A 20929-nucleotide genomic window follows, 5' to 3' on the forward strand; every position below is an offset into this window, starting at 1 on the left:
CGCTTCTTCCATGATCCTCGACATCGCGCGCTTGATGCTGTTTCCAGCCCTGATGGCATTCGCGGCAGCGAGTGATCTTTTCACCATGACGATCCCCAACCGGGTGTCGCTGGGGCTATTGGCCGGCTTCATGCTCCTGGCGCCGCTGACCGGCATGAGCGTCCACGACATGCTCAGCCATGCTGGCGCCGGTGCGCTGGTGCTCGTGGTGTCGTTCGCCATGTTTGCGATGGGATGGATCGGCGGCGGCGACGCCAAGGTCGCGGCGGCCGCCGCCCTCTGGTTCGGCTTCGACCACCTGCTCAACTTTCTGGTCTACGCATCTGTGCTCGGCGGCGCGCTGACCCTGCTATTGCTGCAACTCAGGCAGTGGCCGCTGCCTTACCCGCTCGTATCGCAGGCCTGGCTTGCCCGGCTGCACGATAAGCAGACCGGAATTCCCTACGGCATCGCGCTCGCCCTCGGCGCATTGCTGGCCTATCCAGACACCGATTGGATCAAGACAATCGATCTCGCACACCTCGCCATGCGCTGACGGCGGCGGGTAACCAGCCGTTAAGGTGATTTAGATACGCCTCATTAACCATGCTTTGACGAATAGCTGGTCAACTTCCAACACGGCGGCGGCAGCGTCGCGTCATGTGGAAAGTGAAGCGTAATGAATACCGCTCGCATTATGGTCCTGGCAATCGCCGGCTGTGCCGGCCTCGCGGCCCTTTATCTGGCGAGCGGCGGCGACAAGCCGGCGCAGACACAGCCGGCCGCGCAACTGCAAACTGTCGACATCCTGGTCGCGCGGTCCGACATCGGTCTCGGCCAAACCGTGAAGGCTGACGACCTGCAGTGGCAGACCTGGCCGGCCGCGACCGCCAGCAGCACCTTCATGCGCAAGGACGCCCGGGCCGACGCCATCAAGGATGTCACCGGCTCGATCGCGCGCGCTCCGTTCATCCAGGGCGAACCGATCCGCGAACAGAAGCTCGTCAAGGCTGACGGAAGCGGCTTCATGGCGGCGATCCTGCCGAGCGGCATGCGCGGGGTGTCGACTGAAATCTCGCCGGAAACCGGGGCCGGCGGCTTCATCCTGCCAAACGACCGGGTCGATGTGCTGCTGTCCAAGCGGGAAAAGAATCCCGACCGCAACGCGGCCGACATCGTCATCACCGAGATCATCCTGACCAATGTCCGCGTGCTCGCCATCGATCAGGCGCCGAAAGAGAAAGACGGCACCAACGCACTGGTCGGCAAGACTGTTACGCTCGAATTGAGGCCTGAGCAGGCCGAGACGCTGGCGCGGGCGCGCCAGACCGGCATCCTGTCGCTCGCGCTGCGCAGCATCGCCGACGCCAACGAGATCAGGACCGACGAAAATTTCAACAGACGCGGCGACACGGTGAGCGTCATCCGCTTTGGCGTCGCCAGCCAGGCGACGACGCAGAAGTGACGAGGATAGACGAGATGAATTGCAGGGTAGCCCGGCGGACGATGCGGACGGCCATGATCCGCGCCCTGTCGTTTTCGGCGGTCACGGCACTCGCGCTCAACCCCGCGTTGACGCCGGTGGTGGCAAGTGATTACCGCGTCGCGGCATCTCCAGCCGCCGCGGACAGCTCGATGAACGCACGCTTCCTGTCGCTCGGCGTCGGCAAGTCGGTGGTGATCGATCTGCCACGCGAGATCAAGGACGTGCTGGTCGCCGATCCCAAGATCGCCAACGCGGTGGTTCGCTCCGCCCAGCGCGCCTACATCATCGGCGCCACGGTCGGGCAGACCAACATCGTGTTCTTCGACGCCGCGGGCCAGCAGATTGCCGCCTATGACATCGCCGTCAAGCGCGACCTCAACGGTGTACGCGCCGCGCTTAGGCAGGCGCTGCCCAATTCCGACATTCAGATCGAGGGTGTCGGCGACGGCGTGATGCTATCGGGCTCGGCGGCGAGCCCGATCGAGGCGCAGCAGGCTTTCGATCTCGCCGCCCGCCTGTCGGGCGGTCCCGACAAGGTCGTCAACACCATCGCCGTGCACGGCCGCGACCAGGTGATGCTGAAGGTCACCGTCGCGGAGGTCCAACGCTCGATCATCAAGCAGCTCGGCATCGACCTCTCCGCCAATCTCAACTACGGCACGGCGGTCGTGAAGTTCAACAACTCCAACCCGTTCACGGCAAACAACGCTGCGCTCGTCCCGGGCAACGCTCTCACCACGACATTCGGAGCGACGCCATCGGTCTCGGCGACGCTGCGCGCCATGGAAAGCGCGGGTGTCGTGCGCACGCTCGCCGAACCGAACCTGACGGCGATCTCCGGTGAATCGGCGACCTTCATCTCAGGCGGCGAGTTTCCGATACCGACCGGCGTCACCTGCCAAACGACAACGTCGGGCGCGATCGGGCAGTGCGTCCAGACCGTCAGCTTCAAGAAATTTGGTATTTCGCTCAATTTCACTCCCGTGGTGCTGACCGAAGGACGGATCAGCCTGCGGGTGATGACGGAAGTGTCGGAAGTCTCGACCGAGAACGCCCTGACGGGCGGCCAGGCGGGAACGACGATTCCCTCGATCAAGACCCGCCGCGCGGAGACCACGCTCGAGATTCCCTCGGGCGGCTCGATGGCGATGGCCGGCCTGATCCAGGATCAAACCAAGCAGGCAATCAACGGCTTCCCGGGGCTTGCGGAGCTTCCGGTGCTCGGCACGCTGTTCCGCAGCCGCGACTTCATCAACAACCAGACAGAGCTCATGGTACTGGTCACGCCCTACGTGGTCCGCGCGGTGGCGCAGAAGGACCTGTCGCGTCCGGATGACGGCTTTGCCAATGCGTCCGACCCGCAGGCCGATCTCCTGGGCAGCATCAATCGCATCTACGGCGTGCCGGGCCGCACCGATCCGGCGCGCAACTACCGTGGCACCTACGGCTTCATTACGGACTGAGGCGGGACGATGAAACAGACGACAGCAACGATACCCGCCGATTGCATGCGCGCCTTCCGCCTCGCGGGAGCGCTCATCGGCCTCACGGTGACCCTCGGCGCCTGCCAGCATGCCGCCGACGACAGCCTCGCTTACGTGAACGCGCCCAACGACTATCGCCAGCGGCATCCGATCGCGGTCACCGAGGCCGACCGCTCGATCGTGGTGTTCGTCGGCCGTGGCCGGGGCGGCCTGACCGCAGAACAGCGCGCCGAGGTGATGGGAATGGCGCAGGACTGGCTCCGCGAGGGCACCGGCGTTGTCAGCATCGACGTTCCCGCCGATACACCTAACGCACGCGCCGCCCAGGATTCGCTGCGCGAGATCCGGGCCACTTTCGCAGCCGCCGGCGTGCCGCCCCACGGGGTCGTAGTTCGCAAGTACCGCCCCCAGGATCCGCGCCACATGGCCGCGATCCGGGTGAACTATCCGAAGATCTCCGCGGTCGCCGGCCCGTGCGGCCTGTGGCCGGAAGATCTCGGCCCGTCGATCCACAACGGATCCTATTTCGAGAACAAGCCGTACTACAATTTCGGCTGCGCCAACCAGCGCAACCTCGCCGCCATGGTGGCGGACCCGGCCGATATCTTGCAGCCGCGTGCGGAAACCCCCGCTTATATACCGCGTCGTAACATCGCCTTCGATAAGTATCGCAAGGGCACCTCGACCGCGACGACCTATCCCGAGGCGGAAAAAGCCAAACTCAGCGATACAGGCAAATGATCAGCTACGCGCGACAGAACTCCGAAGAGCAGCCGGACGCCTCGACACCGGCCGTGGAGGACCATATTGCGCCGGCGCCGCGGGTTTCGGTCCAGGCGTTCTGCGAGACGGTCGAGACCGCCGCCGCCGTGCAGTCGGCCGGCGAGGATCGCCGGCTGGCCAAGGCCCATCTCAAGATCCAGATGGGCGGCATGGCCGCGGCCGTCGAGGCCTATCGCTCGGCACCGACGCCGAACGTCATCATCCTCGAGACCGAGGGCCGCGGCGACATTCTGGCCGGGCTGGACCAGCTTGCCTCAGTCTGCGACGCCGGCACCCGCGTGATCGTGATCGGCCGCGTCAACGACGTCACGCTCTACCGCGAATTGGTTCGCCGCGGCGTCAGCGACTACGTGATTGCGCCGGCCCAGACGATCGACGTAGTGCGCTCGGTCTGCAATCTGTTCTCGGCGCCGGAAGCCAAAGCGGTCGGCCGCATCATCGCCATCGTCGGCGCCAAGGGTGGCGTCGGCGCCTCGACGATCGCCCATAACGTCGCCTGGGCAATCGCGCGCGACCTGGCGCTCGACTCGGTGGTCGCCGATCTCGATCTCGCATTCGGCACCGCGGGCCTCAACTACAACCAGGACCCGGCGCAGGGGATCGCGGACGCGGTGTTCTCGCCCGACCGCGTCGACACCGCCTTCGTCGACCGCCTGCTGTCGAAGTGCACCGATCACCTGAGCCTCCTGGCCGCGCCGGCCACGCTCGACAAGGTCTATGATTTCGGCGCCGAGGCGTTCGACGCAATCTTCGACACGCTGCGCACCACGATGCCCTGCATCGTGCTCGATGTTCCCCATCAATGGTCGGGCTGGGCCAAGCGCGCGCTAATCGCGGCCGACGACATCCTGATCGTGGCGGCGCCCGATCTCGCCAATCTGCGCAACGCCAAGAATATGTTCGATCTGCTGAAGGCGGCGCGTCCGAACGATCGCGCACCGCTTTACTGCCTGAACCAGGTCGGCATACCGAAGCGCCCGGAGATCGCGACCGCCGAATTCGCCAAGGCGATCGAGAGCCAGCCGATCGCCACCATCCCGTTTGATCCGCAGATTTTCGGCTCGGCCTCCAACAACGGCCAGATGATCGCGGAAATCTCCGCCAATCATCGCTCGGTCGAGATGTTCCTGCAGATCGCGCAGCGGCTGACAGGCCGCGGCGAGACGAAGAAGCCCAGGGGGTCCTTCCTGTCGCCCCTGCTCGAAAAGCTGCGGGCCAAGTAGCGGCCCTCATGGAGCAAAGACGTCGTGTTCGGTAAGCGTAGCGGAAATGACTTCGACCCGCGGTCGTCCAAGCCCGCATTTCAGGCGCCGGAACCTGCCGCCGCGCCAAGCATTCCGCGCGAGACGGCCGCACCGACGATCCCGTCGCCGCCAATTGCCGCGATCAAGCCGCCGCCCGCACCGACGATCGAGTCACGCCGCTCCGACAACTACTACCAGGTCAAGGCGACGATCTTCGGCGCCCTGATCGAGGCGATCGACCTTGCGCAGCTCGCCAAGCTCGACAGCGAATCGGCTCGTGAGGAAATCCGCGACATCGTCAACGAGATCATCGCGATCAAGAATATCGTGATGTCGATCGCCGAGCAGGAGGAGCTGCTCGACGACATCTGCAACGACGTGCTCGGCTACGGTCCGCTGGAGCCCTTGCTGTCGCGTGACGACATCGCCGACATCATGGTCAACGGCGCCGGCACGGTGTTCATCGAAGTCGGCGGCAAGATCCAGCGCACCGGCATCCGCTTCCGCGACAACCAGCAGCTTCTCAACATCTGCCAGCGCATCGTCAGCCAGGTCGGGCGGCGCGTCGACGAATCCTCGCCGATCTGCGACGCCCGCCTCGCCGACGGCTCGCGCGTTAACGCCATCGTGCCGCCACTGGCGATCGACGGCCCCGCGCTCACCATCCGCAAATTCAAAAAGGACAAGCTGACGCTGGACCAGCTCGTCAAGTTCGGCGCGATCACGCCGGAAGGCGCGACCATCCTGCAGATCATCGGCCGCGTCCGCTGCAACGTGTTGATTTCCGGCGGCACCGGCTCGGGCAAGACCACGCTGCTGAACTGCCTCACCAACTATATCGAGCATGACGAGCGCATCATCACGTGCGAAGACGCAGCCGAACTGCAGCTGCAGCAACCGCATGTGGTGCGGCTGGAAACCCGTCCGCCGAACATCGAGGGGGAAGGCCAGATCACGATGCGCGAGCTGGTCCGCAACTGTCTGCGTATGCGTCCCGAGCGTATCATCGTCGGCGAAGTCCGTGGACCCGAGGCGTTCGACCTGCTGCAGGCGATGAATACCGGCCATGACGGCTCGATGGGCACGCTGCACGCCAACAACCCGCGCGAGGCCCTCTCGCGCTGCGAATCCATGATCACGATGGGCGGCTTCTCGCTGCCCTCGCGCACCATCCGCGAGATGATCTGCGCCTCGATCGACGTGATCATCCAGGCGGCGCGCCTGCGTGACGGTTCGCGCCGCATCACGCACATTACCGAGGTGATGGGCATGGAAGGCGACACCATCATCACTCAGGACGTCTTCCTGTACGACATGATCGGCGAAGATGCGAACGGCAAGATCATCGGCAACCACCGCTCGACCGGCATCGGCCGTCCGAAGTTCTGGGAGCGTGCGCGCTACTACAACGAAGAGAAGCGGCTCGGAGCGGCGCTCGACGCCTCCGAGGCCCCGCCTCCGACTTAAGGGAAACGCGCGATGAACGTGCAGAACATCGCCATGGCGTTCCTCGCCGCCACCACCGTGGGCGGCCTCGCCTGGGTCTTCCTGTATCCGCACCTGTCGGGGGAGAAGAAGGCCGAGTCGCGCCGCGCCTCGGTGGCTCGCAGCGAACCCGCTGCTGCGCGCCAGGCCGACCGGACGCAGCGCTCGCGCCGCGAGCAGGTCGAGGGAACGCTCAAGGAGCTCGAGGCCAGGCGCCAGAAGAGCAAGCGGGTTCCGCTCGGCATGCGCATTTCGCAGGCCGGACTCGCGTGGTCCGAACAGAAATTCTGGATCATCTCCGGCGTGCTCGGCCTGCTCGGCTTTGCCATTACGTTCATGATCGGCGGCGGCCTGCTCGGCGCCGGCGGCATGGCTTTCGCCGCCGGCTTCGGCGTGCCGCGCTGGCTGCTTGGATTCCTGAAGAAGCGCCGCGAGAAGGCCTTCCTGAAGGCGCTGCCCGACGCCGTCGACGTCATCGTGCGCGGCATCAAGGCCGGCCTGCCGCTATTCGAATCGATCAAGGTGGTGGCCAACGACGCACCCGAACCGCTGCGCAGCGAGTTCCTCTCCATCATCGAGACCCAGGCGATCGGCATGCCTCTTGGGGAGGCCTGCGCACGGCTCTATGAGCGCATGCCGCTGCCGGAAGCGAATTTCTTCGGCATCGTGGTCGCGATCCAGCAGAAATCCGGCGGCAACCTCTCTGAAGCGCTCGGCAATCTGTCCAAGGTGCTGCGCGACCGCAAGAAGATGGCCGAAAAGATCCAGGCGATGTCAATGGAAGCGAAGGCGTCCGCGGGCATCATCGGTTCGCTGCCGCCCGTCGTCATGATCCTCGTGTTCATCACGACGCCCGAATACATCTCGTTGCTGTGGACCCATCCGACCGGCCAGCTGATGCTGGTCGCCTGTGTCGTCTGGATGATGATCGGCATACTCGTGATGAAGAAGATGATCAACTTCGATTTCTGACGGTGCAGCATGATTGATTTTCTCATCACCAAGCTTCACGACGTCAGGTTCATGAGCATGTTGCTTGCCTTCTTTGCGGCAAGCGCGACCGTCTATACGCTTGTGATGCCGCTGCTCGCCGGCGGTGATCTCAACAAGCGCATGAAGGCCGTCGCCAGCGAGCGCGAGCGTATCCGTCAGCGCGAGCGCGACCGCCTCAACAAGACGGACAAAGTCACGCTGCGCCAGACGCCGAAGCAGCTCGTCTCCAAGGTGGTCGACGACCTGAACCTCACCAAATGGCTGGCCCAGGAGTCTGCGCTCGAGAAGCTCGTTATGGCGGGCTATCGCGGCCATGCCCCCTACGTCACCTTCCTGTTTGCGCGCGCGGTGACGCCGATCGTCATGCTGATTGCGGCCATCGTCTACGTCTTCTTCCTGTCCGCCTCAAACTGGCCGACCACGGTCCAGATCGGCATCTGTCTCGCCGCGGCCTATGCCGGCCTGCAGGCGCCGATGTTGTTCCTCAGGAACGCCATCTCCAAGCGCCAGTTGTCGATCAAGCGCGCCTTCCCGGACTCGCTCGACCTGCTGCTGATCTGCATCGAGTCAGGCATGTCGGTCGAAGTCGCCTTCCGCAAGGTGGCACAGGAGATCGTCGGGCAGTCGGTGGCGCTGTCGGAGGAGTTCACCCTGACCACCGCGGAGCTGTCCTACCTGCAGGACCGCAAGTCGGCCTACGAAAACCTGGCGCGGCGCACCGGCCTCGAGGGAGTGAAGTCGGTCTGCCTCGCGCTGCAGCAGTCCGAACGCTACGGCACACCGCTCGGCCAGAGCCTGCGCGTGATGGCGCAGGAAAACCGCGACATGCGCATGACCGAGGCCGAGAAGAAGGCGGCAGCGCTGCCGCCCAAGCTCACGGTGCCGATGATCCTGTTCTTCCTGCCCTGTCTGTTCATCGTCATCCTCGGGCCGAGCTACATCAAGTTCACGGAGATACATTAGAGCGTGTAGCGGTCATGCGCTGGAGTCGGGCTCGGTAAGCTAAATGCTCATGGAGCGTGAGGTGCTCCTCACTGCTCCGGCTTGTATCCATCATTCAGGGTGCTCAGGAATGCGATGATGTCGGCTTCGTCCTGAGCCGTCATGGCCGGCGGTTCGCCGCGATGGCGATCGAAGGGCGGATCGGCGACATCGACATTGGCGTGATACTGCGCCGGGATATCGTTGTACTTCTCGGCTTTTCCGTCGGCGCCGAGTGGATAGATTTTCTCCGGATTCGTATCGCGCAAATTGTAGAAATCCATTACCTGCTGCAACGTCCGGAATACGCCATTGTGGAAGAACGCGTGGCGCACCGCGGTGTTGCGCAAGGTCGGCGTCTTGAACATACCGCAAAATTGCGTCTGCTCCGCCATGTCCTTGCGAATCGGTCCGCAAACCCCAAGATCGAAATAGTTGGGGTCCTTTGTATCGGCGAGCGCAACATTCCGTGGCACGCCCAGGGCTTCATACTGACGATCGGTAAAGTTCGGCGGGTAGCCCTCCCGGGAAGGTTCCGAGGTATGGCAGCCGGCGCAGTTGGCGTTTTCCGGATCGTTGAACAGGCGAAGTCCGCGCATCTCGGGCTCGCTCAGGCGGGCCTTGCCCTCCAGCCAGTAGTCATACTTGCTGGTATAGGGATGGAAGCTCGGATCCTCGATCTGATAGCGCCCGATGGCAAACAACGCCTCGGCGGCCAGCAGTCTTGAATCCCGCAGGATGCTCGGGCCGAACAATCCCACAAACTTCTGCGCATAGGCGGATTTACGAAGCTTCTCGGCGATCACTTCCTCGCTGCCGCCGTCCATCTCGCGAGGGTCGAACAGAGGGCCTGCCGCCTGGATCTGAAGGGTGTCTGCGCGGCCGTCCCAGAACATGCCTCCCTGTGGAACGATATTTGCGCTTTGCGCCGTCTGTGTCGCGAGCTTCTGCACGCGCACCGCCGTTTTGCCGATCTCGGCCTGCTGCGTCACGTTCACGTTCTCATTTGAAGGGTCATCGGGGCCAACACTGAATTCGGGTTGCCGCTCCAAATAGGTCAGCGACGGAACAGCGCGAGCGCCCTGCAGCGTGAGGTCCGCTCCACCGAGCATCACGGGCGCATCGTTCGGGGGACCATAGGCATGTTCCGGGCTGTGACACGACGCGCAAGCGACCTTGCCCGACGATGACAGGCTCGTGTCGAAAAACAGTTCCCGGCCAAGCTTCGCCATGGCCGATAGCGGCTGAACGGGAGGACGAATGAGATGAATCGGATTTGGGTTTTCGCCCGACAATCCCTTCGGTTCGGCAGCGAAGACGGCGCCGGCCATAAGGCCGGCGCCGAGAAACCACACGATCGTGCGATTGAACATGAAACTTTGGCTCAGCTCTTGTTGTTCTTTTCTTTGTCCTTGGTATCCACGGTGCCGGAGTTCGGATCGAGGATAAGCGTGGTGCTGTTCTTCTTGTTGAAGTTGAACATGTCCACGAACGAACCGGTCGTGGCATCGAATGCGCCCTTGCCCAGACGCTCACCGTTCAACCAGTTGTCCTCGATAAATTGCGGGATCGAGGCCTGCGTGATCTGCACGTGGCTCACGTAGTTCTTCTTGGAGTAGGGCGAGATCACGAAGAACGGGTGGCGCGTCCCCGGGCCGCAGCGACCAGGGACGGGCAAGCCATTGACGCCAGTGGGTTGGGTAGCACCAGGGGCGCCGCAGAGGCCCTGACCATTCAATGCATCGGCCGACGAGAACGACGGACTCGTCGTCGTCGCAAAAGCGTGGTCATACCAGCCATCCGAATCGTCATAGGCGAGGACTATAGCGGTGCTGTCCCAGTCGGGCTGCTGCTGCAGGAAGTTGACGAGGTTAACCAGCCCGATCTGCTCATCGAGCGGATTGGAGTTGCCTGGGTGACCGTCCTGAACCGACGCCATCTTGATGAAGGAAACCGCCGGGTAATTGCCTGATCCAACCGCGGTGAAGAAATCTTGCAGATCGTAGTTGTGGTTGGCCGGATCAACCTTTTTGGTGCCCGGAACCGTGGTGTAACCGATCGCTTTGGTCGAGGTCGGGCGGGCGTGCGTCGGATTGGCCGTCGACGCAAAGTACTGGGACCACATGTGATGCGGGACATAGTCGGTGTGAGCGCCGCCGGTGACCTGGCTCACGGTGGAGCGATTGCAGCCGGTGCTACCGTTGGCATTGATGGTTTGCAGATTGAAACCACCATAAAAATTGCCCCATGGAACGTTCGCGGCATTGAGCAGGTCGCCGATGTTCTTGGCGTTTGACATGGCCTGCTTGGTCTGGTCCGAGCACGTGTCACCGGAGGGATCGATATCGCCGGTCAACGTGAAGCCGCCCGTACCGTCAGCGAGCAAACTGCCACTACCCTTTGTCTGCACAAAGCCGTTGGTCTGGCCGGCGAACATGTTCATCGCGCCCGGCGTCGACGGACCATATTGGTCAGCCCAGGCATTGTCGCTCATCGCGTAGTTCTGAGCGTAGTTCCAGACGGCGGTGACCGTGTTGCCGTCAAAATAGCCCATCACCTGACCGGTAGTGCCGAAGGCGCCGGCTCCGCCGCTGCTGCCCTTACCGGTATTCGACGGGAAAAGGTCATTCTTGCCGCCGTCATAGGCTTTCTGTTCGGCAGTGTAGCCATGGCCCTGGTCGGCCGTATTTGCCTGCGTGCGGTCAAGACGGAACGGATTGGTAGCGCCCGCGCCATTGGCCCCGTTCAGGTTAGGGTTATTGTTGAGCAGCGCCGGGTTCGTCAGGAGATTGTTGATGTCCCGCTGAGTTGTCTTGGCGGGCTCGAAAACGGGCTCGCCTTCGGGATTCAGCGCATTCGGGTACGAGCCGAGATAATGATCGAACGAGACGTTCTCGTTGAAGACCACCACGAGGTGCTTGATCGGATATTTGGTGTGCAGCGTGTTCGGGTTAACCGCCGACGTCTTCCCGGAGGCGGCATCTTCACCAGCCATCGAAGCGGTCGATACGACAATGGTTGTTATCATTGTAACTGCAACCGTTGATAGCAGAACGCTTTTCAGCTTTCGATTTTTCATCTTTTTTCCTTATGTCTCCCAAAAAAACATTTTTTGGTCGTGCGGCGGAGACAGTTAGGCAGCGTCAATGACGGAGGTGTGTCAGTTTAATTTCACGCGACGTCCCGGTCTTGCGCGACAGCGATGCAGCACCGCGCACGCACGCAGCGGTTGAATCGCTGATCGCGGTTCGCGACAAATCATTTGCGAAGTTACGCAGGCGATTTTTTTAGGATGCGGCGGAATGCAAGCGTCGCGAATCCCTGGAAGGCGAGAATATTTCAGTGCGACATTTGCCAGGGCGAGGACAGTAGCTCCAGCGCCCGTTCAAAACCCACGTTTCGTGGGGTGTACCCGTTGTCCGCGATGATACCCTTTACGGAGCGGCGACCGAACCGGCTTCGATAGCGCAAGAGCAAACATCGACAATGAGTAACTCGGCGTGGCTGGCGCTTCTTTCGTTGAAGCGTCACTATTGGCACAAGCCGGCTGTACGAAAATGTCTTAACAGCGGCCGATCGAATCAGCCGCTGTCTCGACGAAACGTTATTCGAAGGGCAATCTCGGAAGCTCCTGGGCATAAACGCCCAAGGCAGCTGCATCGAAGCGTTCGGCGCCTCCGCTCGGCGTGTTCAGGATGTAGGGCTCGCCGAGCTTGTCTGCGCGGACCATTTCCGTTGATCCGCCGCCATCGAGATTTAGTGCACTGTCGCACCCCAGCGCGAGCATCAGTGCCGCGGATTGTGCGTTCGTGGTCCCGGTCGAATAGCCCTTCACACGACCATCGATCACCACGAGGTAGAGATAGCGGCCGTGATTTGACAGTCCGACCAGCGTGCGTGGATTCGGGTTGGTCGGATCGCCTTCGTTCGGACTGCTGGCGCTGATGTCCTTGCCGTTCTGCACGACAATCGCCGAGCCAGCGACGGCGGTGACGATCTGAGATACCTTGATATTTGACCCATGTTCAATGACGGCAGCATTCCCGCGCATGATCGCGAGCACTGCCTCGCTCTGCGTCGGATCTTTGGTCGCGGGCGAGACAACCCTCCCATTCGAAACGAGCAAGCCGATTATCGTCTTCGGCTCGGAGAAGGCGTTACAGCACGGTGCAAAAAAGTTTGCATTGATTGCCAGGCGTACGCGCGTGCGGGTCGCGAACTGCGAAATTGTCTCGGATACGGTGTTGAGCGGACCGCTATGCGACGTAGTCTGCAGCGCAACCCCGGGCGCCCTCAGATCGACGCGTGCGATATAAGCTCGGCTTGTCGTTGGCGCTCCATCTGTTGTCGCTGGATTGGATGGAACGGTTGCTGTTTCGTAGTCGACGCCCACGTAGAGTGGTGAAAAGCCGCTCTGCGTGATCTGAGAGGCCGCTTGGTTCGGTGGGACACCAGCCGTCTCGGCGTGCGCAGAACAGCTGAGAAGCACGGCCGCCGCAACGGTATAGCAAGTTCGCATTTTCGTCTGTCTCTTTTTTGGTAGGAGGACGCGAACTATCGCTACAAGATGTGAAGCATTGACGACGGCCGTTTGACTACGGTCCTGGCAACGCCGTTACAAATTTCGATCTTTGCGTGCGTCCTCCGTCCGCGCCTCACAAAATACTCCGGCCGCGCAATCATGCCGACGGGACGAGTTGGAGTTTAGTGATGACGTCGCTCCTGCGACTTTCGTCGACCGCGAGCAGAGATCCACTGGGCGCTAATTCGCACGACGATCTCTTTTTTGTGAGTGCCCTATAGCGTTTTCGAGCGAAGTGGACGCCGGTTCGCGTAAAGAAAACGCGTCAAAAACAAGAATCCAGAGCTTCGGTTCTGATTCATCAGAACGAAAATACGCTAGTCGTCTTGCCCCTGGGCAAGCACCGGCGCGGATCGCGATGCGGTGCGCGGGCCATCCTTTCGGTTCATCATCTCGCGCAGATAGGCGACATTGGCCGCCGCCTCGTCAGCCGGCAGATCCGCTTTGACGATGCCTTCGGCCTCCGCGAAGCGGCCCTGCAGGCCGACGACCAGGGCGAGATTCTGCCGCACCCGTCCATCGGCACGGGCGCTCGCATAGGCACGGCGCAGCGTCTCCTCCGCTTTGGGCAGGTTCTTGGTCAGCATGTAGGACAGGCCGAGATTGGACAGCACCGACGGCTCGTCCGGGGCGATCCGCAGCGCGCTTGCATAATACCGCCGCGCGTCCTCGTGCTTGCCCATCTTGTCGAGCGTGGTTCCCTGAACCGACAGGATGCGCCAGTCGGGATTGTCCGGGGTATGCGCGCGGGTCAATACGTCGAACGCTGCCTTCGAATTGCCGTTGTCGGCAAGCGCGCGCCCATAGGCTGCGAGCAGCTGCTTGTTGCCGGGATGCGCGATGGTCGCCTGCTCCAATACCGCGCAGGCCTGCGCGCGCTGGCCGGTCAGGCGCAGTGCCTGGCCGTAGCCGGCGGCGGCGTCGACATCCTTGGGATTGTTGCGATAGCGCTCGCCATAGACTTCGACAGCGCGTTGCGGATCGTCGGGCGCGGGTTCCGCCCGCGAGGTCAATGATCCCCTGACGTCGGACATGGTCTGGCAGCCGCCAAGGCCCGCGATGAGGGTTGCCGCCACGGCCACGGAAGCGAGATGCCGGGCAAAAAGCCGGGCCAGGCTGGGCTGTCGACGCATGGCATTTTGACTCATGAAATCGGGCGAATGGAACGAATTGAACGTGCCATCAATAGACCATTAACCCTAACGGCCGGTTAATCGCCCTTCCCGATCCCGGGCCGGTCGGACCGCGGCAATCAATAGTCCATGGCAAGCCGCCGGCGGACCTCGTCGATCCGCTTGTCCAGCGCGTCGAAGCGTGCGTGCAGGCTGCGGTCGTGAAGATAGAAAAGGTAGCCGATCAGCAAGAGCCCGAAGACCCAGTGGTGGCTCTCCACATAGCCGAAGGCCAGTTCGATCGCGTGGCCGATGCCGGCAAAAATACTCAGCACAATATCCATGCATTCCACCCGCTTGGCAAAAGTGATAGTCGCGGCTTCTCAACCTGGGCCACATCCGGCGGACGGCCGCAGCAGAAGCCTACCATCGCGACCGAAAGGCGTGTAGTAGCGACACACGACGCCAGAAAAGCCGAGAGCCGCATGTCATCCGTGTTCGAGACCGCGCCCAGCGCCGCAGCCATTCCCATCACCTTCGTCACCAAGGCGACGTGGGACGCGATCAAAAAAGAATTGCCCGCGCCGGCACGTCGATATGCGGAGGACAACGGCTTCGCCGCCAAGCCCGGCAAATGCCTGGCATTGCCGGCGGCCGACGGCCGCATCGCGCAGGTATTGTTCGGTCTCGAGGACGACGGCCACAAATCGCGTGATCCGTTCCATCCGGGCGCTCTGCCCGGCCTGCTGCCGGCGGGCGTCTACCGCTTCGCCAACGCGGCGCATGATACACGGCTCGCCACGCTCGCATTTGCGCTGGGTTGCTACCGCTTCGGCCGCTATCGCAAGAACGAAGCGCCCGATATCCGCCTGGTGCCGCCCGACGGCATCGATGCCGCCGACATCGGACGGATGGCCGGCGCCGCCGCGCTCGCGCGCGACCTCATCAACACGCCGTCCAACGACATGGGCCCCACGGAGCTCGCGGACGCGGCGCGGGAGCTCGCGACGCGGTTCGGCGCGAGCTTCAACTGCATCACCGGTGACGAGCTCGCACGGGATTTTCCGCTGATCCACGCCGTCGGCGTGGCATCAACGCGCGCGCCGCGGCTGATCGATCTCTGCTGGGGCGATCCCGCGCATCCCAAGGTGACGCTGGTCGGCAAAGGCGTCTGTTTCGACACCGGCGGGCTCGATCTCAAGCCGTCGAGCGCCATGCTGATCATGAAGAAGGACATGGGCGGTGCCGCCAATGTCTTGGCGCTAGCCCAGATGGTCATGGACGCCAAGCTCAAGCTGCGGCTGCGCGTGTTGATTCCGGCAGTCGAGAACGCTGTCGGCGGCAACGCGTTCCGTCCGCTCGACGTCTTCAAGTCGCGCAAGGGCCTCACCGTCGAGATCGGCAATACCGACGCCGAGGGACGGCTCGTGCTGGCCGATGCGCTGGCGCTCGCGGATGAGGAGAAGCCGGATCTTCTGATCGACCTTGGCACGCTGACTGGCGCGGCGCGCGTGGCGCTTGGGCCGGATTTACCGCCCTTTTACACCAATGATGAAACGCTGGCCGATCGTGTGGCCGCTCACGCCAAGGAGGAGAACGATCCATTGTGGCGCATGCCGCTATGGCCGGCCTATGACGCCTGGCTGGACTCCAAGACCGCCGACATCACCAACGCGCCTTCGGGGACCTTTGCTGGCTCGATCACCTGCGCACTATTCCTGCAGCGCTTCGTCGAGCACGCCAAAAGCTGGCTGCATGTCGACATCTATGGCTGGACGCCATCCGCAAGGCCCGGCCGTCCTGAAGGCGGCGAGTGTCAGGCCGCGCGCGCGATCTACAAACTGTTGAGCCAGCGCTATGCATGACCCGCGATTGACGCCGGCCCGCGACGATCTCGCAGCCAAATATCTCGAGGGCAAAGTCACGGCGGCGCGCTTCGTTGACGGCGAGGAGTTCGAGGTCCTCGAGGCCGTCGCTCCGCTGCGCCGCGCGCCTTCTGCCGGCAGCGAACTGATGACGCAGGCGCTGAAGGGCGAGCGCGTGACGGTCTACGATCGCAACGGCGAAGGCTGGGCGTGGGGCCAACTCGCCACCGACGGTTATGTCGGCTGGCTGCCGGACAGCGCGCTGATCAAGCCCGCAGCGGCGCCCACGCACAAGGTGACGGCACTCTGGACATTCGCCTTTCCCGGTCCTTCGATCAAGCTGCCGCCGGCTGAAGCCCTTCCGATGACCGCAATGGTGACGGTGACGCGCGAAGAGGGTTCGTTCGCAGTCACAAGCGAGGGCCGCTACGTGCCGCGTCAGCATCTCGGCGCACTCGACATGGTCGCGCCCGACTTCGTCGCCGTGGCCGAGCGGTTCGCCGGCACCCCCTATTTATGGGGCGGCAAGAGCGCATTCGGGATCGATTGCTCGGGCCTTGTGCAGATCGCGCTGACCTCGGCCGGCACCGGCTGCCCACGCGATAGCGACATGCAGCAGGAAGGGTTGGGGAGAGAGTTGAGCGCGGCGGAAGCGAAGCACCTGCGGCGCGGCGACCTGATCTTCTGGAAAGGCCATGTCGCTATCGCGCGCGATGCATCCAGCATCGTGCACGCCAACGCACACCACATGGCGACCGTGGTCGAGAACACGCAACAGGCCATCACGCGGATCAGGGCCGCCGGCAGCGACGTGGTTGCAATCAAACGGCTTTAGCGGCCGCAACAGTATCCAACCCGGTCATCTGAGGAGCGCGAAGCGCGTCTCGAAGGATCGACGGCCACCAGCGGAGCCATGCATCCTTTGAGGCTCCCCCAGCGGCGCAAGTGCTCCGCAAGGCACGCAGCTCCAGCGACAACGGCGAAGCCGTCGCGCGGGGATGCCGTGGAACTACGTCGCCACGGCCCCTTCACCTTCGCTCTCCAGGCGGAAGGCGGCGGCGAACAAGGCGCGGGTGTATTCGCTTTTCGGGTTCTTGAACAGTTCGGAGGCCGGCCCCTCCTCTACCACCTTGCCGGATTTCATCACGATCAGATGGCTTGCGAGCGAGGCCACCACGCGCAGATCATGCGAGATGAACATGTAGGTGAGATCGCGCTTGCGCTGCAGGTCGCGCAGCAGGTCGACCATCTGCGCCTGGAACAGCATGTCGAGCGCTGAGGTCGGCTCGTCCAGCACGATGAAGTTCGGCTCCAGCACCACCGCACGCGCGATCGAGATGCGTTGGCGCTGGCCGCCGGAAAACTCATGGGGATAGCGGAAGCGCCATTCCGGGTCGAGGCCGACGTCCTTCAGCGCCTTGATCACCCGCGTCTCGCGCTCCTCGCGCGAGAGCTGCGCCTGATGCACGGAGAGACCCTCGGCGATGATGTCGGCAACCGACATGCGCGGACTGAGCGAGCCGAACGGGTCCTGAAACACGATCTGCATGTCGCGGCGGAACGGCCGCATCGCCTTGAAGCGCAGGCCCTGGATGTCCTTGCCGAGGAACACGATCGGACCGTTGGAGGAGATCAGCCGCAGCAGTGCGAGGCCAAGCGTGGTCTTGCCGGAGCCGGATTCCCCGACGACGCCGAGCGTCTCGCCCTTGCGCACCGCGAGGCTGACGCCATCGACGGCCTTGATGTGACCGACCGTGGAACGCAGCAAGCCACGCTTGATCGGGAACCAGACCTTGAGATTGTCGGCCGACATCACAACCGGGGCGGCCGGCTGTGGCGGCGCCGGGTCGGGCTTCGGCTCGGCTGCCAGCAGCGCGCGGGTATAGGCGTGCTTCGGCGCGGTAAAGACCTGCTCGACCGGCCCCTGCTCGACGATCTTGCCGTCGTTCATCACGCAGACCGTGTCGGCGATGCGGCGGACGATGCCGAGATCGTGGGTGATAAAGAGCAGGCTCATGCCGAGCCGGGTGCGGATTTCGGCGAGCAGCGCCAGGATCTGCGCCTGCACGGTGACGTCGAGCGCGGTGGTCGGTTCATCCGCGATCAACAGATCCGGCTCGTTGGCGAGCGCCATCGCGATCATCACACGCTGGCGCTGGCCGCCGGACAATTGGTGCGGATAGCTCTGCAGCCGCGTTTCCGGCTCGGGGATACCGACCTGACGCAGCAATTCCAGCGTCCGCGCCCGCGCCGCCGATCCACCGATGCCCCGATGCAGCGACAGTATCTCGCCGATCTGGGATTCGATGGTGTGGAGCGGATTGAGCGAGGTCATCGGCTCCTGGAAGATGATCGAGATGTCGTTGCCGCGGATCTCGCGCATCTCCTGGTTGGAAGCGGTCAGGAGATCGCGGCCACGGAAGCTGATCGCGCCGGAAGGGTGCGACGCCGCGGGATAGGGCAACAGCTTGAGGATCGACAGCGCGCTGACCGATTTTCCCGAGCCGGATTCGCCGACGAGCGCCACGCACTCGCCGCGCTTGATCGAGAACGAGATACGGTCGACTGCAACCGAGCGGCCGAACGCCACCGAGAGGTCACGCACATCGAGCAGCGGCTGGTTGATGGTATCCATGCGGCAGCCCTTCAGCGGAACGTCTTGCGCGGATCGAAGGCGTCGCGCGCGGCTTCGCCGATAAAGATCAGAAGCGACAGCATGATCGCAACCGAGAAGAAGCCAGTGAAGCCGAGCCACGGCGCCTGGACGTTGGCCTTACCCTGCGACAGCAGTTCACCGAGCGACGGCGAGCCGGGCGGCAGGCCGAAGCCGAGGAAGTCCAGCGCGGTCAACGTCATCACCGAGGACGACACGATGAAGGGCAGGAACGTCATGGTTGCGACCATGGCGTTTGGCAGCAGATGGCGAACCATGATCACGGCATTGGAGACGCCGAGCGCCCGCGCCGCCTGGATGTATTCGAAATTGCGCCCGCGCAGGAATTCCGCGCGCACCAGACCGACCAGCGACACCCAGGAGAACAGCAAGAGGATGCCGAGCAGGATGAAGAAGCCGGGCGGCAGCACCGCCGAGATGATCAGCAGCAGGTAGAGCGAGGGGATCGCGGTCCAGATCTCGATAAATCGCTGGAAACCGAGGTCGATCCAGCCGCCGAAATAGCCCTGCACGCCACCAGCGGCGATGCCGATGATCGAGGACAGGATGGTCAACGTCAGGCCGAACAGTACCGAGATGCGGAAACCGTAGATCAGCCGCGCGACCACGTCGCGGCCCTGATCATCGGTGCCGAGCCAGTTGTATTCGAGGTCGCGGCAGCCCGTCAGGCCCTTCTTCTGCACCACTTCCTTGCACTGAGCTTCGGTCAGCATCCAGGTCGGCGGCGACGGCGCCGGCGTCGGCAGATCGAGATTGTGCGTGTCGTAGGAGTAGCGGATCGGCGGCCAGATCACGCTGCCGCCCTTGGCCGCGATCTGCTTCTGCAGATAGGGATCGCGGTAGTCGGCCGCCGTCTCGAAATCGCCGCCGAAGGTGGTTTCCGAATAGCTGAACAGCACCGGCCAATAGAGACGGCCGTCATACTTGACCAGCAGCGGTTTGTCGTTGGCAATGAAATTGGCGAACAGCGACACCACGAACAGGACGAGGAAGATCCAGAACGACCAGTAGCCGCGGCGGTTCGCCTTGAAGTTCTGCCAGCGGCGCCTGTTGAGCGGTGACGGTGCGAAGGCGTGGCGCGTGGCGGGTACCGCCTCGCCGAGCGGCGATTGCGTCGAGGTCTCGACCGGCTGGGGCGCAAGCATCGTCATCAGACTTCCCGCGCCTCGAAATCGATCCGCGGATCGATCCACATGTAAGCAAGGTCGGAGACCAGGTTGACCACCAGTCCGACCAGCGAAAAGATGAACAGCGTTCCGAACACCACCGGATAGTCACGGTTGAGCACGCTCTCGAAACCGAGCAGGCCGAGTCCATCCAGCGAGAAGATGGTCTCGATCAGGAGTGAACCGGAGAAGAAGGCATGGATGAACGCGCCCGGGAAGCCCGCGATCACGATCAGCATGGCGTTGCGGAAGATATGGCCGTACAGCACCTGGCGCTCGCTGCAGCCCTTGGCGCGCGCGGTCATCACATATTGCTTGCGAATCTCGTCGAGGAACGAGTTCTTGGTCAGCAGCGTCATGGTGGCGAACGCGCCGAGCGCCATCGAGATCAAGGGCAGCGTGATGTGCCAGAAATAGTCGATGATCTTCCAATACCAGGGGAATTGCGACCAGCCGTCCGAGGTCAGCCCGCGCAGGGGAAAGATGTTGAAGAACGAGCCGCCGGCAAACAGGATGATCAGCAGGATCGCGAACAGGAAGCCGGGAATGGCGAAGCCGACGATGATTACCGCCGAGGTCCAGGTGTCGAAGCGGGAACCATCAAGAACCGCCTTGCGAATGCCGAGCGGGATCGAGATCAGGTAAGTCAGCAGTGTCATCCAGATGCCGAGCGACATCGAGACCGGCAGCTTTTCCTTGATCAACTGGATCACGCTGACGTCGCGGAAATAGCTCTTGCCGAAATCAAAGCGGGCGAAATTCCATACCATCAGCGCGAAGCGCTCCGGCGCCGGCTTGTCGAAGCCGAATTGCACCTCGAGCTTCTTGATAAAATCGGGGTCGAGCCCCTGCGCGCCGCGATACTTCGAGGTAACCGCATCGGCGGAGGTGCCCACTTGGCCGCGCTGCGCGCCGAAATCGCCGCCACCGCCCGAAACGCGCGAGGTGCCGCCGGTATCGGCGCCGTTGATCTGGGCGATGACGCGTTCGACGGGTCCGCCGGGCGCAAACTGCACAACTACGAAGGAAACGAACAGGATGCCCAACAGCGTTGGCAGCATCAGCAAAATACGGCGGGCGATATAGGCGCTCATC

At 63.0% G+C, this 20929-nt stretch carries 18 protein-coding genes; 10 read left to right on the forward strand and 8 right to left on the reverse strand.

The genetic code is table 11. The features are described 5' to 3' along the window. Nucleotides 1-10: 10 nt before the first annotated feature. The 8 genes from JQ553_RS01290 to JQ553_RS01325 all read left to right on the forward strand — a co-directional run bounded on the left by JQ553_RS01290 (nt 11) and on the right by JQ553_RS01325 (nt 8417). Nucleotides 11-535: a prepilin peptidase gene (locus JQ553_RS01290; RefSeq protein ID WP_212498072.1), complete on the forward strand. Its 525-nt coding sequence runs from the start codon at nt 11-13 to the stop codon at nt 533-535. 123 nt (nt 536-658) lie between these two features. Beyond that, a complete protein-coding gene (cpaB, locus tag JQ553_RS01295) occupies nt 659-1444 on the forward strand; it encodes a Flp pilus assembly protein CpaB (protein ID WP_212498073.1) in 786 nt (261 codons plus the stop codon). 14 nt (nt 1445-1458) lie between these two features. After that, nucleotides 1459-2928 (forward strand): type II and III secretion system protein family protein, encoded by a 1470-nt coding sequence (locus JQ553_RS01300; RefSeq protein ID WP_249143881.1) that lies wholly within the window; start codon nt 1459-1461, stop codon nt 2926-2928. Nucleotides 2929-2937: 9 nt separating this feature from the next. Beyond that, nucleotides 2938-3690 carry a CpaD family pilus assembly protein gene (locus tag JQ553_RS01305; RefSeq protein ID WP_249143882.1) on the forward strand — a complete coding sequence of 251 codons (753 nt, stop codon included), beginning with the start codon at nt 2938-2940 and terminating at the stop codon, nt 3688-3690. Then, nucleotides 3687-4955, forward strand: a complete 1269-nt coding sequence (locus JQ553_RS01310; RefSeq protein ID WP_212498074.1) for an AAA family ATPase — start codon at nt 3687-3689, stop codon at nt 4953-4955. Before JQ553_RS01305 ends, JQ553_RS01310 begins: the two co-directional genes overlap by 4 nt. Before the next feature lie 24 nt (nt 4956-4979). Beyond that, on the forward strand, nt 4980-6443 hold the full coding sequence (locus tag JQ553_RS01315; RefSeq protein ID WP_212498075.1) for a CpaF family protein: 1464 nt from the start codon (nt 4980-4982) through the stop codon (nt 6441-6443). A gap of 12 nt (nt 6444-6455) precedes the next feature. Continuing rightward, nucleotides 6456-7433: a type II secretion system F family protein gene (locus tag JQ553_RS01320; RefSeq protein ID WP_212498076.1), complete on the forward strand. Its 978-nt coding sequence runs from the start codon at nt 6456-6458 to the stop codon at nt 7431-7433. 9 nt (nt 7434-7442) lie between these two features. After that, a complete protein-coding gene (locus JQ553_RS01325) occupies nt 7443-8417 on the forward strand; it encodes a type II secretion system F family protein (protein ID WP_212498077.1) in 975 nt (324 codons plus the stop codon). Nucleotides 8418-8485: 68 nt separating this feature from the next. On the opposite strand, the gene JQ553_RS01330 is transcribed toward JQ553_RS01325, so the two are convergent. The 5 genes from JQ553_RS01330 to JQ553_RS01350 all read right to left on the reverse strand — a co-directional run bounded on the left by JQ553_RS01330 (nt 8486) and on the right by JQ553_RS01350 (nt 14473). Continuing rightward, nucleotides 8486-9808 (reverse strand): cytochrome-c peroxidase, encoded by a 1323-nt coding sequence (locus JQ553_RS01330; RefSeq protein WP_212498078.1) that lies wholly within the window; start codon nt 9806-9808, stop codon nt 8486-8488. Nucleotides 9809-9819: 11 nt separating this feature from the next. Continuing rightward, nucleotides 9820-11514 carry an alkaline phosphatase family protein gene (locus tag JQ553_RS01335; RefSeq protein WP_212498079.1) on the reverse strand — a complete coding sequence of 565 codons (1695 nt, stop codon included), beginning with the start codon at nt 11512-11514 and terminating at the stop codon, nt 9820-9822. 525 nt (nt 11515-12039) lie between these two features. Continuing rightward, nucleotides 12040-12828: a phosphodiester glycosidase family protein gene (locus tag JQ553_RS01340; protein WP_212498080.1), complete on the reverse strand. Its 789-nt coding sequence runs from the start codon at nt 12826-12828 to the stop codon at nt 12040-12042. Nucleotides 12829-13334: 506 nt separating this feature from the next. Continuing rightward, a complete protein-coding gene (locus JQ553_RS01345) occupies nt 13335-14150 on the reverse strand; it encodes a tetratricopeptide repeat protein (RefSeq protein WP_212498081.1) in 816 nt (271 codons plus the stop codon). 119 nt (nt 14151-14269) lie between these two features. Continuing rightward, nucleotides 14270-14473 carry a hypothetical protein gene (locus JQ553_RS01350; RefSeq protein ID WP_212498082.1) on the reverse strand — a complete coding sequence of 68 codons (204 nt, stop codon included), beginning with the start codon at nt 14471-14473 and terminating at the stop codon, nt 14270-14272. A gap of 141 nt (nt 14474-14614) precedes the next feature. Between JQ553_RS01350 and JQ553_RS01355 the strand changes: the two genes are divergently transcribed. Then, a complete protein-coding gene (locus tag JQ553_RS01355; protein ID WP_212498083.1) occupies nt 14615-15994 on the forward strand; it encodes a M17 family metallopeptidase in 1380 nt (459 codons plus the stop codon). Beyond that, nucleotides 15987-16829 carry an NlpC/P60 family protein gene (locus tag JQ553_RS01360; RefSeq protein ID WP_212498084.1) on the forward strand — a complete coding sequence of 281 codons (843 nt, stop codon included), beginning with the start codon at nt 15987-15989 and terminating at the stop codon, nt 16827-16829. The genes JQ553_RS01355 and JQ553_RS01360 overlap by 8 nt, the downstream gene beginning before the upstream one ends. A gap of 174 nt (nt 16830-17003) precedes the next feature. On the opposite strand, the gene JQ553_RS01365 is transcribed toward JQ553_RS01360, so the two are convergent. From JQ553_RS01365 to JQ553_RS01375, 3 genes are read right to left on the reverse strand one after another with little or no spacing between them, the layout of a single operon-like run. After that, nucleotides 17004-18629 (reverse strand): ABC transporter ATP-binding protein, encoded by a 1626-nt coding sequence (locus JQ553_RS01365; protein WP_212498085.1) that lies wholly within the window; start codon nt 18627-18629, stop codon nt 17004-17006. Nucleotides 18630-18640: 11 nt separating this feature from the next. Beyond that, on the reverse strand, nt 18641-19819 hold the full coding sequence (locus JQ553_RS01370) for an ABC transporter permease (RefSeq protein ID WP_212498086.1): 1179 nt from the start codon (nt 19817-19819) through the stop codon (nt 18641-18643). Continuing rightward, nucleotides 19819-20928 carry a microcin C ABC transporter permease YejB gene (locus tag JQ553_RS01375; protein WP_212498087.1) on the reverse strand — a complete coding sequence of 370 codons (1110 nt, stop codon included), beginning with the start codon at nt 20926-20928 and terminating at the stop codon, nt 19819-19821. Before JQ553_RS01375 ends, JQ553_RS01370 begins: the two co-directional genes overlap by 1 nt. Between the last annotated feature and the right edge of the window lies 1 nt (nt 20929).

The sequence above is a fragment of the Bradyrhizobium lablabi genome (assembly GCF_018131005.1).
GTDB lineage: Bacteria > Pseudomonadota > Alphaproteobacteria > Rhizobiales > Xanthobacteraceae > Bradyrhizobium > Bradyrhizobium lablabi_D.

Coding starts and splice junctions, on each gene's coding strand:
- JQ553_RS01320 (WP_212498076.1), top strand. CDS start 6,456: ATGAACGTGCAGAACATCGCCATGGCGTTCCTCGCCGCCACCACCGTG.
- JQ553_RS01325 (WP_212498077.1), top strand. CDS start 7,443: ATGATTGATTTTCTCATCACCAAGCTTCACGACGTCAGGTTCATGAGC.
- cpaB (WP_212498073.1), top strand. CDS start 659: ATGAATACCGCTCGCATTATGGTCCTGGCAATCGCCGGCTGTGCCGGC.
- JQ553_RS01360 (WP_212498084.1), top strand. CDS start 15,987: ATGCATGACCCGCGATTGACGCCGGCCCGCGACGATCTCGCAGCCAAA.
- JQ553_RS01355 (WP_212498083.1), top strand. CDS start 14,615: ATGTCATCCGTGTTCGAGACCGCGCCCAGCGCCGCAGCCATTCCCATC.
- JQ553_RS01350 (WP_212498082.1), bottom strand. CDS start 14,473: ATGGATATTGTGCTGAGTATTTTTGCCGGCATCGGCCACGCGATCGAA.
- JQ553_RS01335 (WP_212498079.1), bottom strand. CDS start 11,514: ATGAAAAATCGAAAGCTGAAAAGCGTTCTGCTATCAACGGTTGCAGTT.
- JQ553_RS01310 (WP_212498074.1), top strand. CDS start 3,687: ATGATCAGCTACGCGCGACAGAACTCCGAAGAGCAGCCGGACGCCTCG.
- JQ553_RS01375 (WP_212498087.1), bottom strand. CDS start 20,928: ATGAGCGCCTATATCGCCCGCCGTATTTTGCTGATGCTGCCAACGCTG.
- JQ553_RS01305 (WP_249143882.1), top strand. CDS start 2,938: ATGAAACAGACGACAGCAACGATACCCGCCGATTGCATGCGCGCCTTC.
- JQ553_RS01365 (WP_212498085.1), bottom strand. CDS start 18,629: ATGGATACCATCAACCAGCCGCTGCTCGATGTGCGTGACCTCTCGGTG.
- JQ553_RS01330 (WP_212498078.1), bottom strand. CDS start 9,808: ATGTTCAATCGCACGATCGTGTGGTTTCTCGGCGCCGGCCTTATGGCC.
- JQ553_RS01370 (WP_212498086.1), bottom strand. CDS start 19,819: ATGACGATGCTTGCGCCCCAGCCGGTCGAGACCTCGACGCAATCGCCG.
- JQ553_RS01300 (WP_249143881.1), top strand. CDS start 1,459: ATGAATTGCAGGGTAGCCCGGCGGACGATGCGGACGGCCATGATCCGC.
- JQ553_RS01345 (WP_212498081.1), bottom strand. CDS start 14,150: ATGCGTCGACAGCCCAGCCTGGCCCGGCTTTTTGCCCGGCATCTCGCT.
- JQ553_RS01290 (WP_212498072.1), top strand. CDS start 11: ATGATCCTCGACATCGCGCGCTTGATGCTGTTTCCAGCCCTGATGGCA.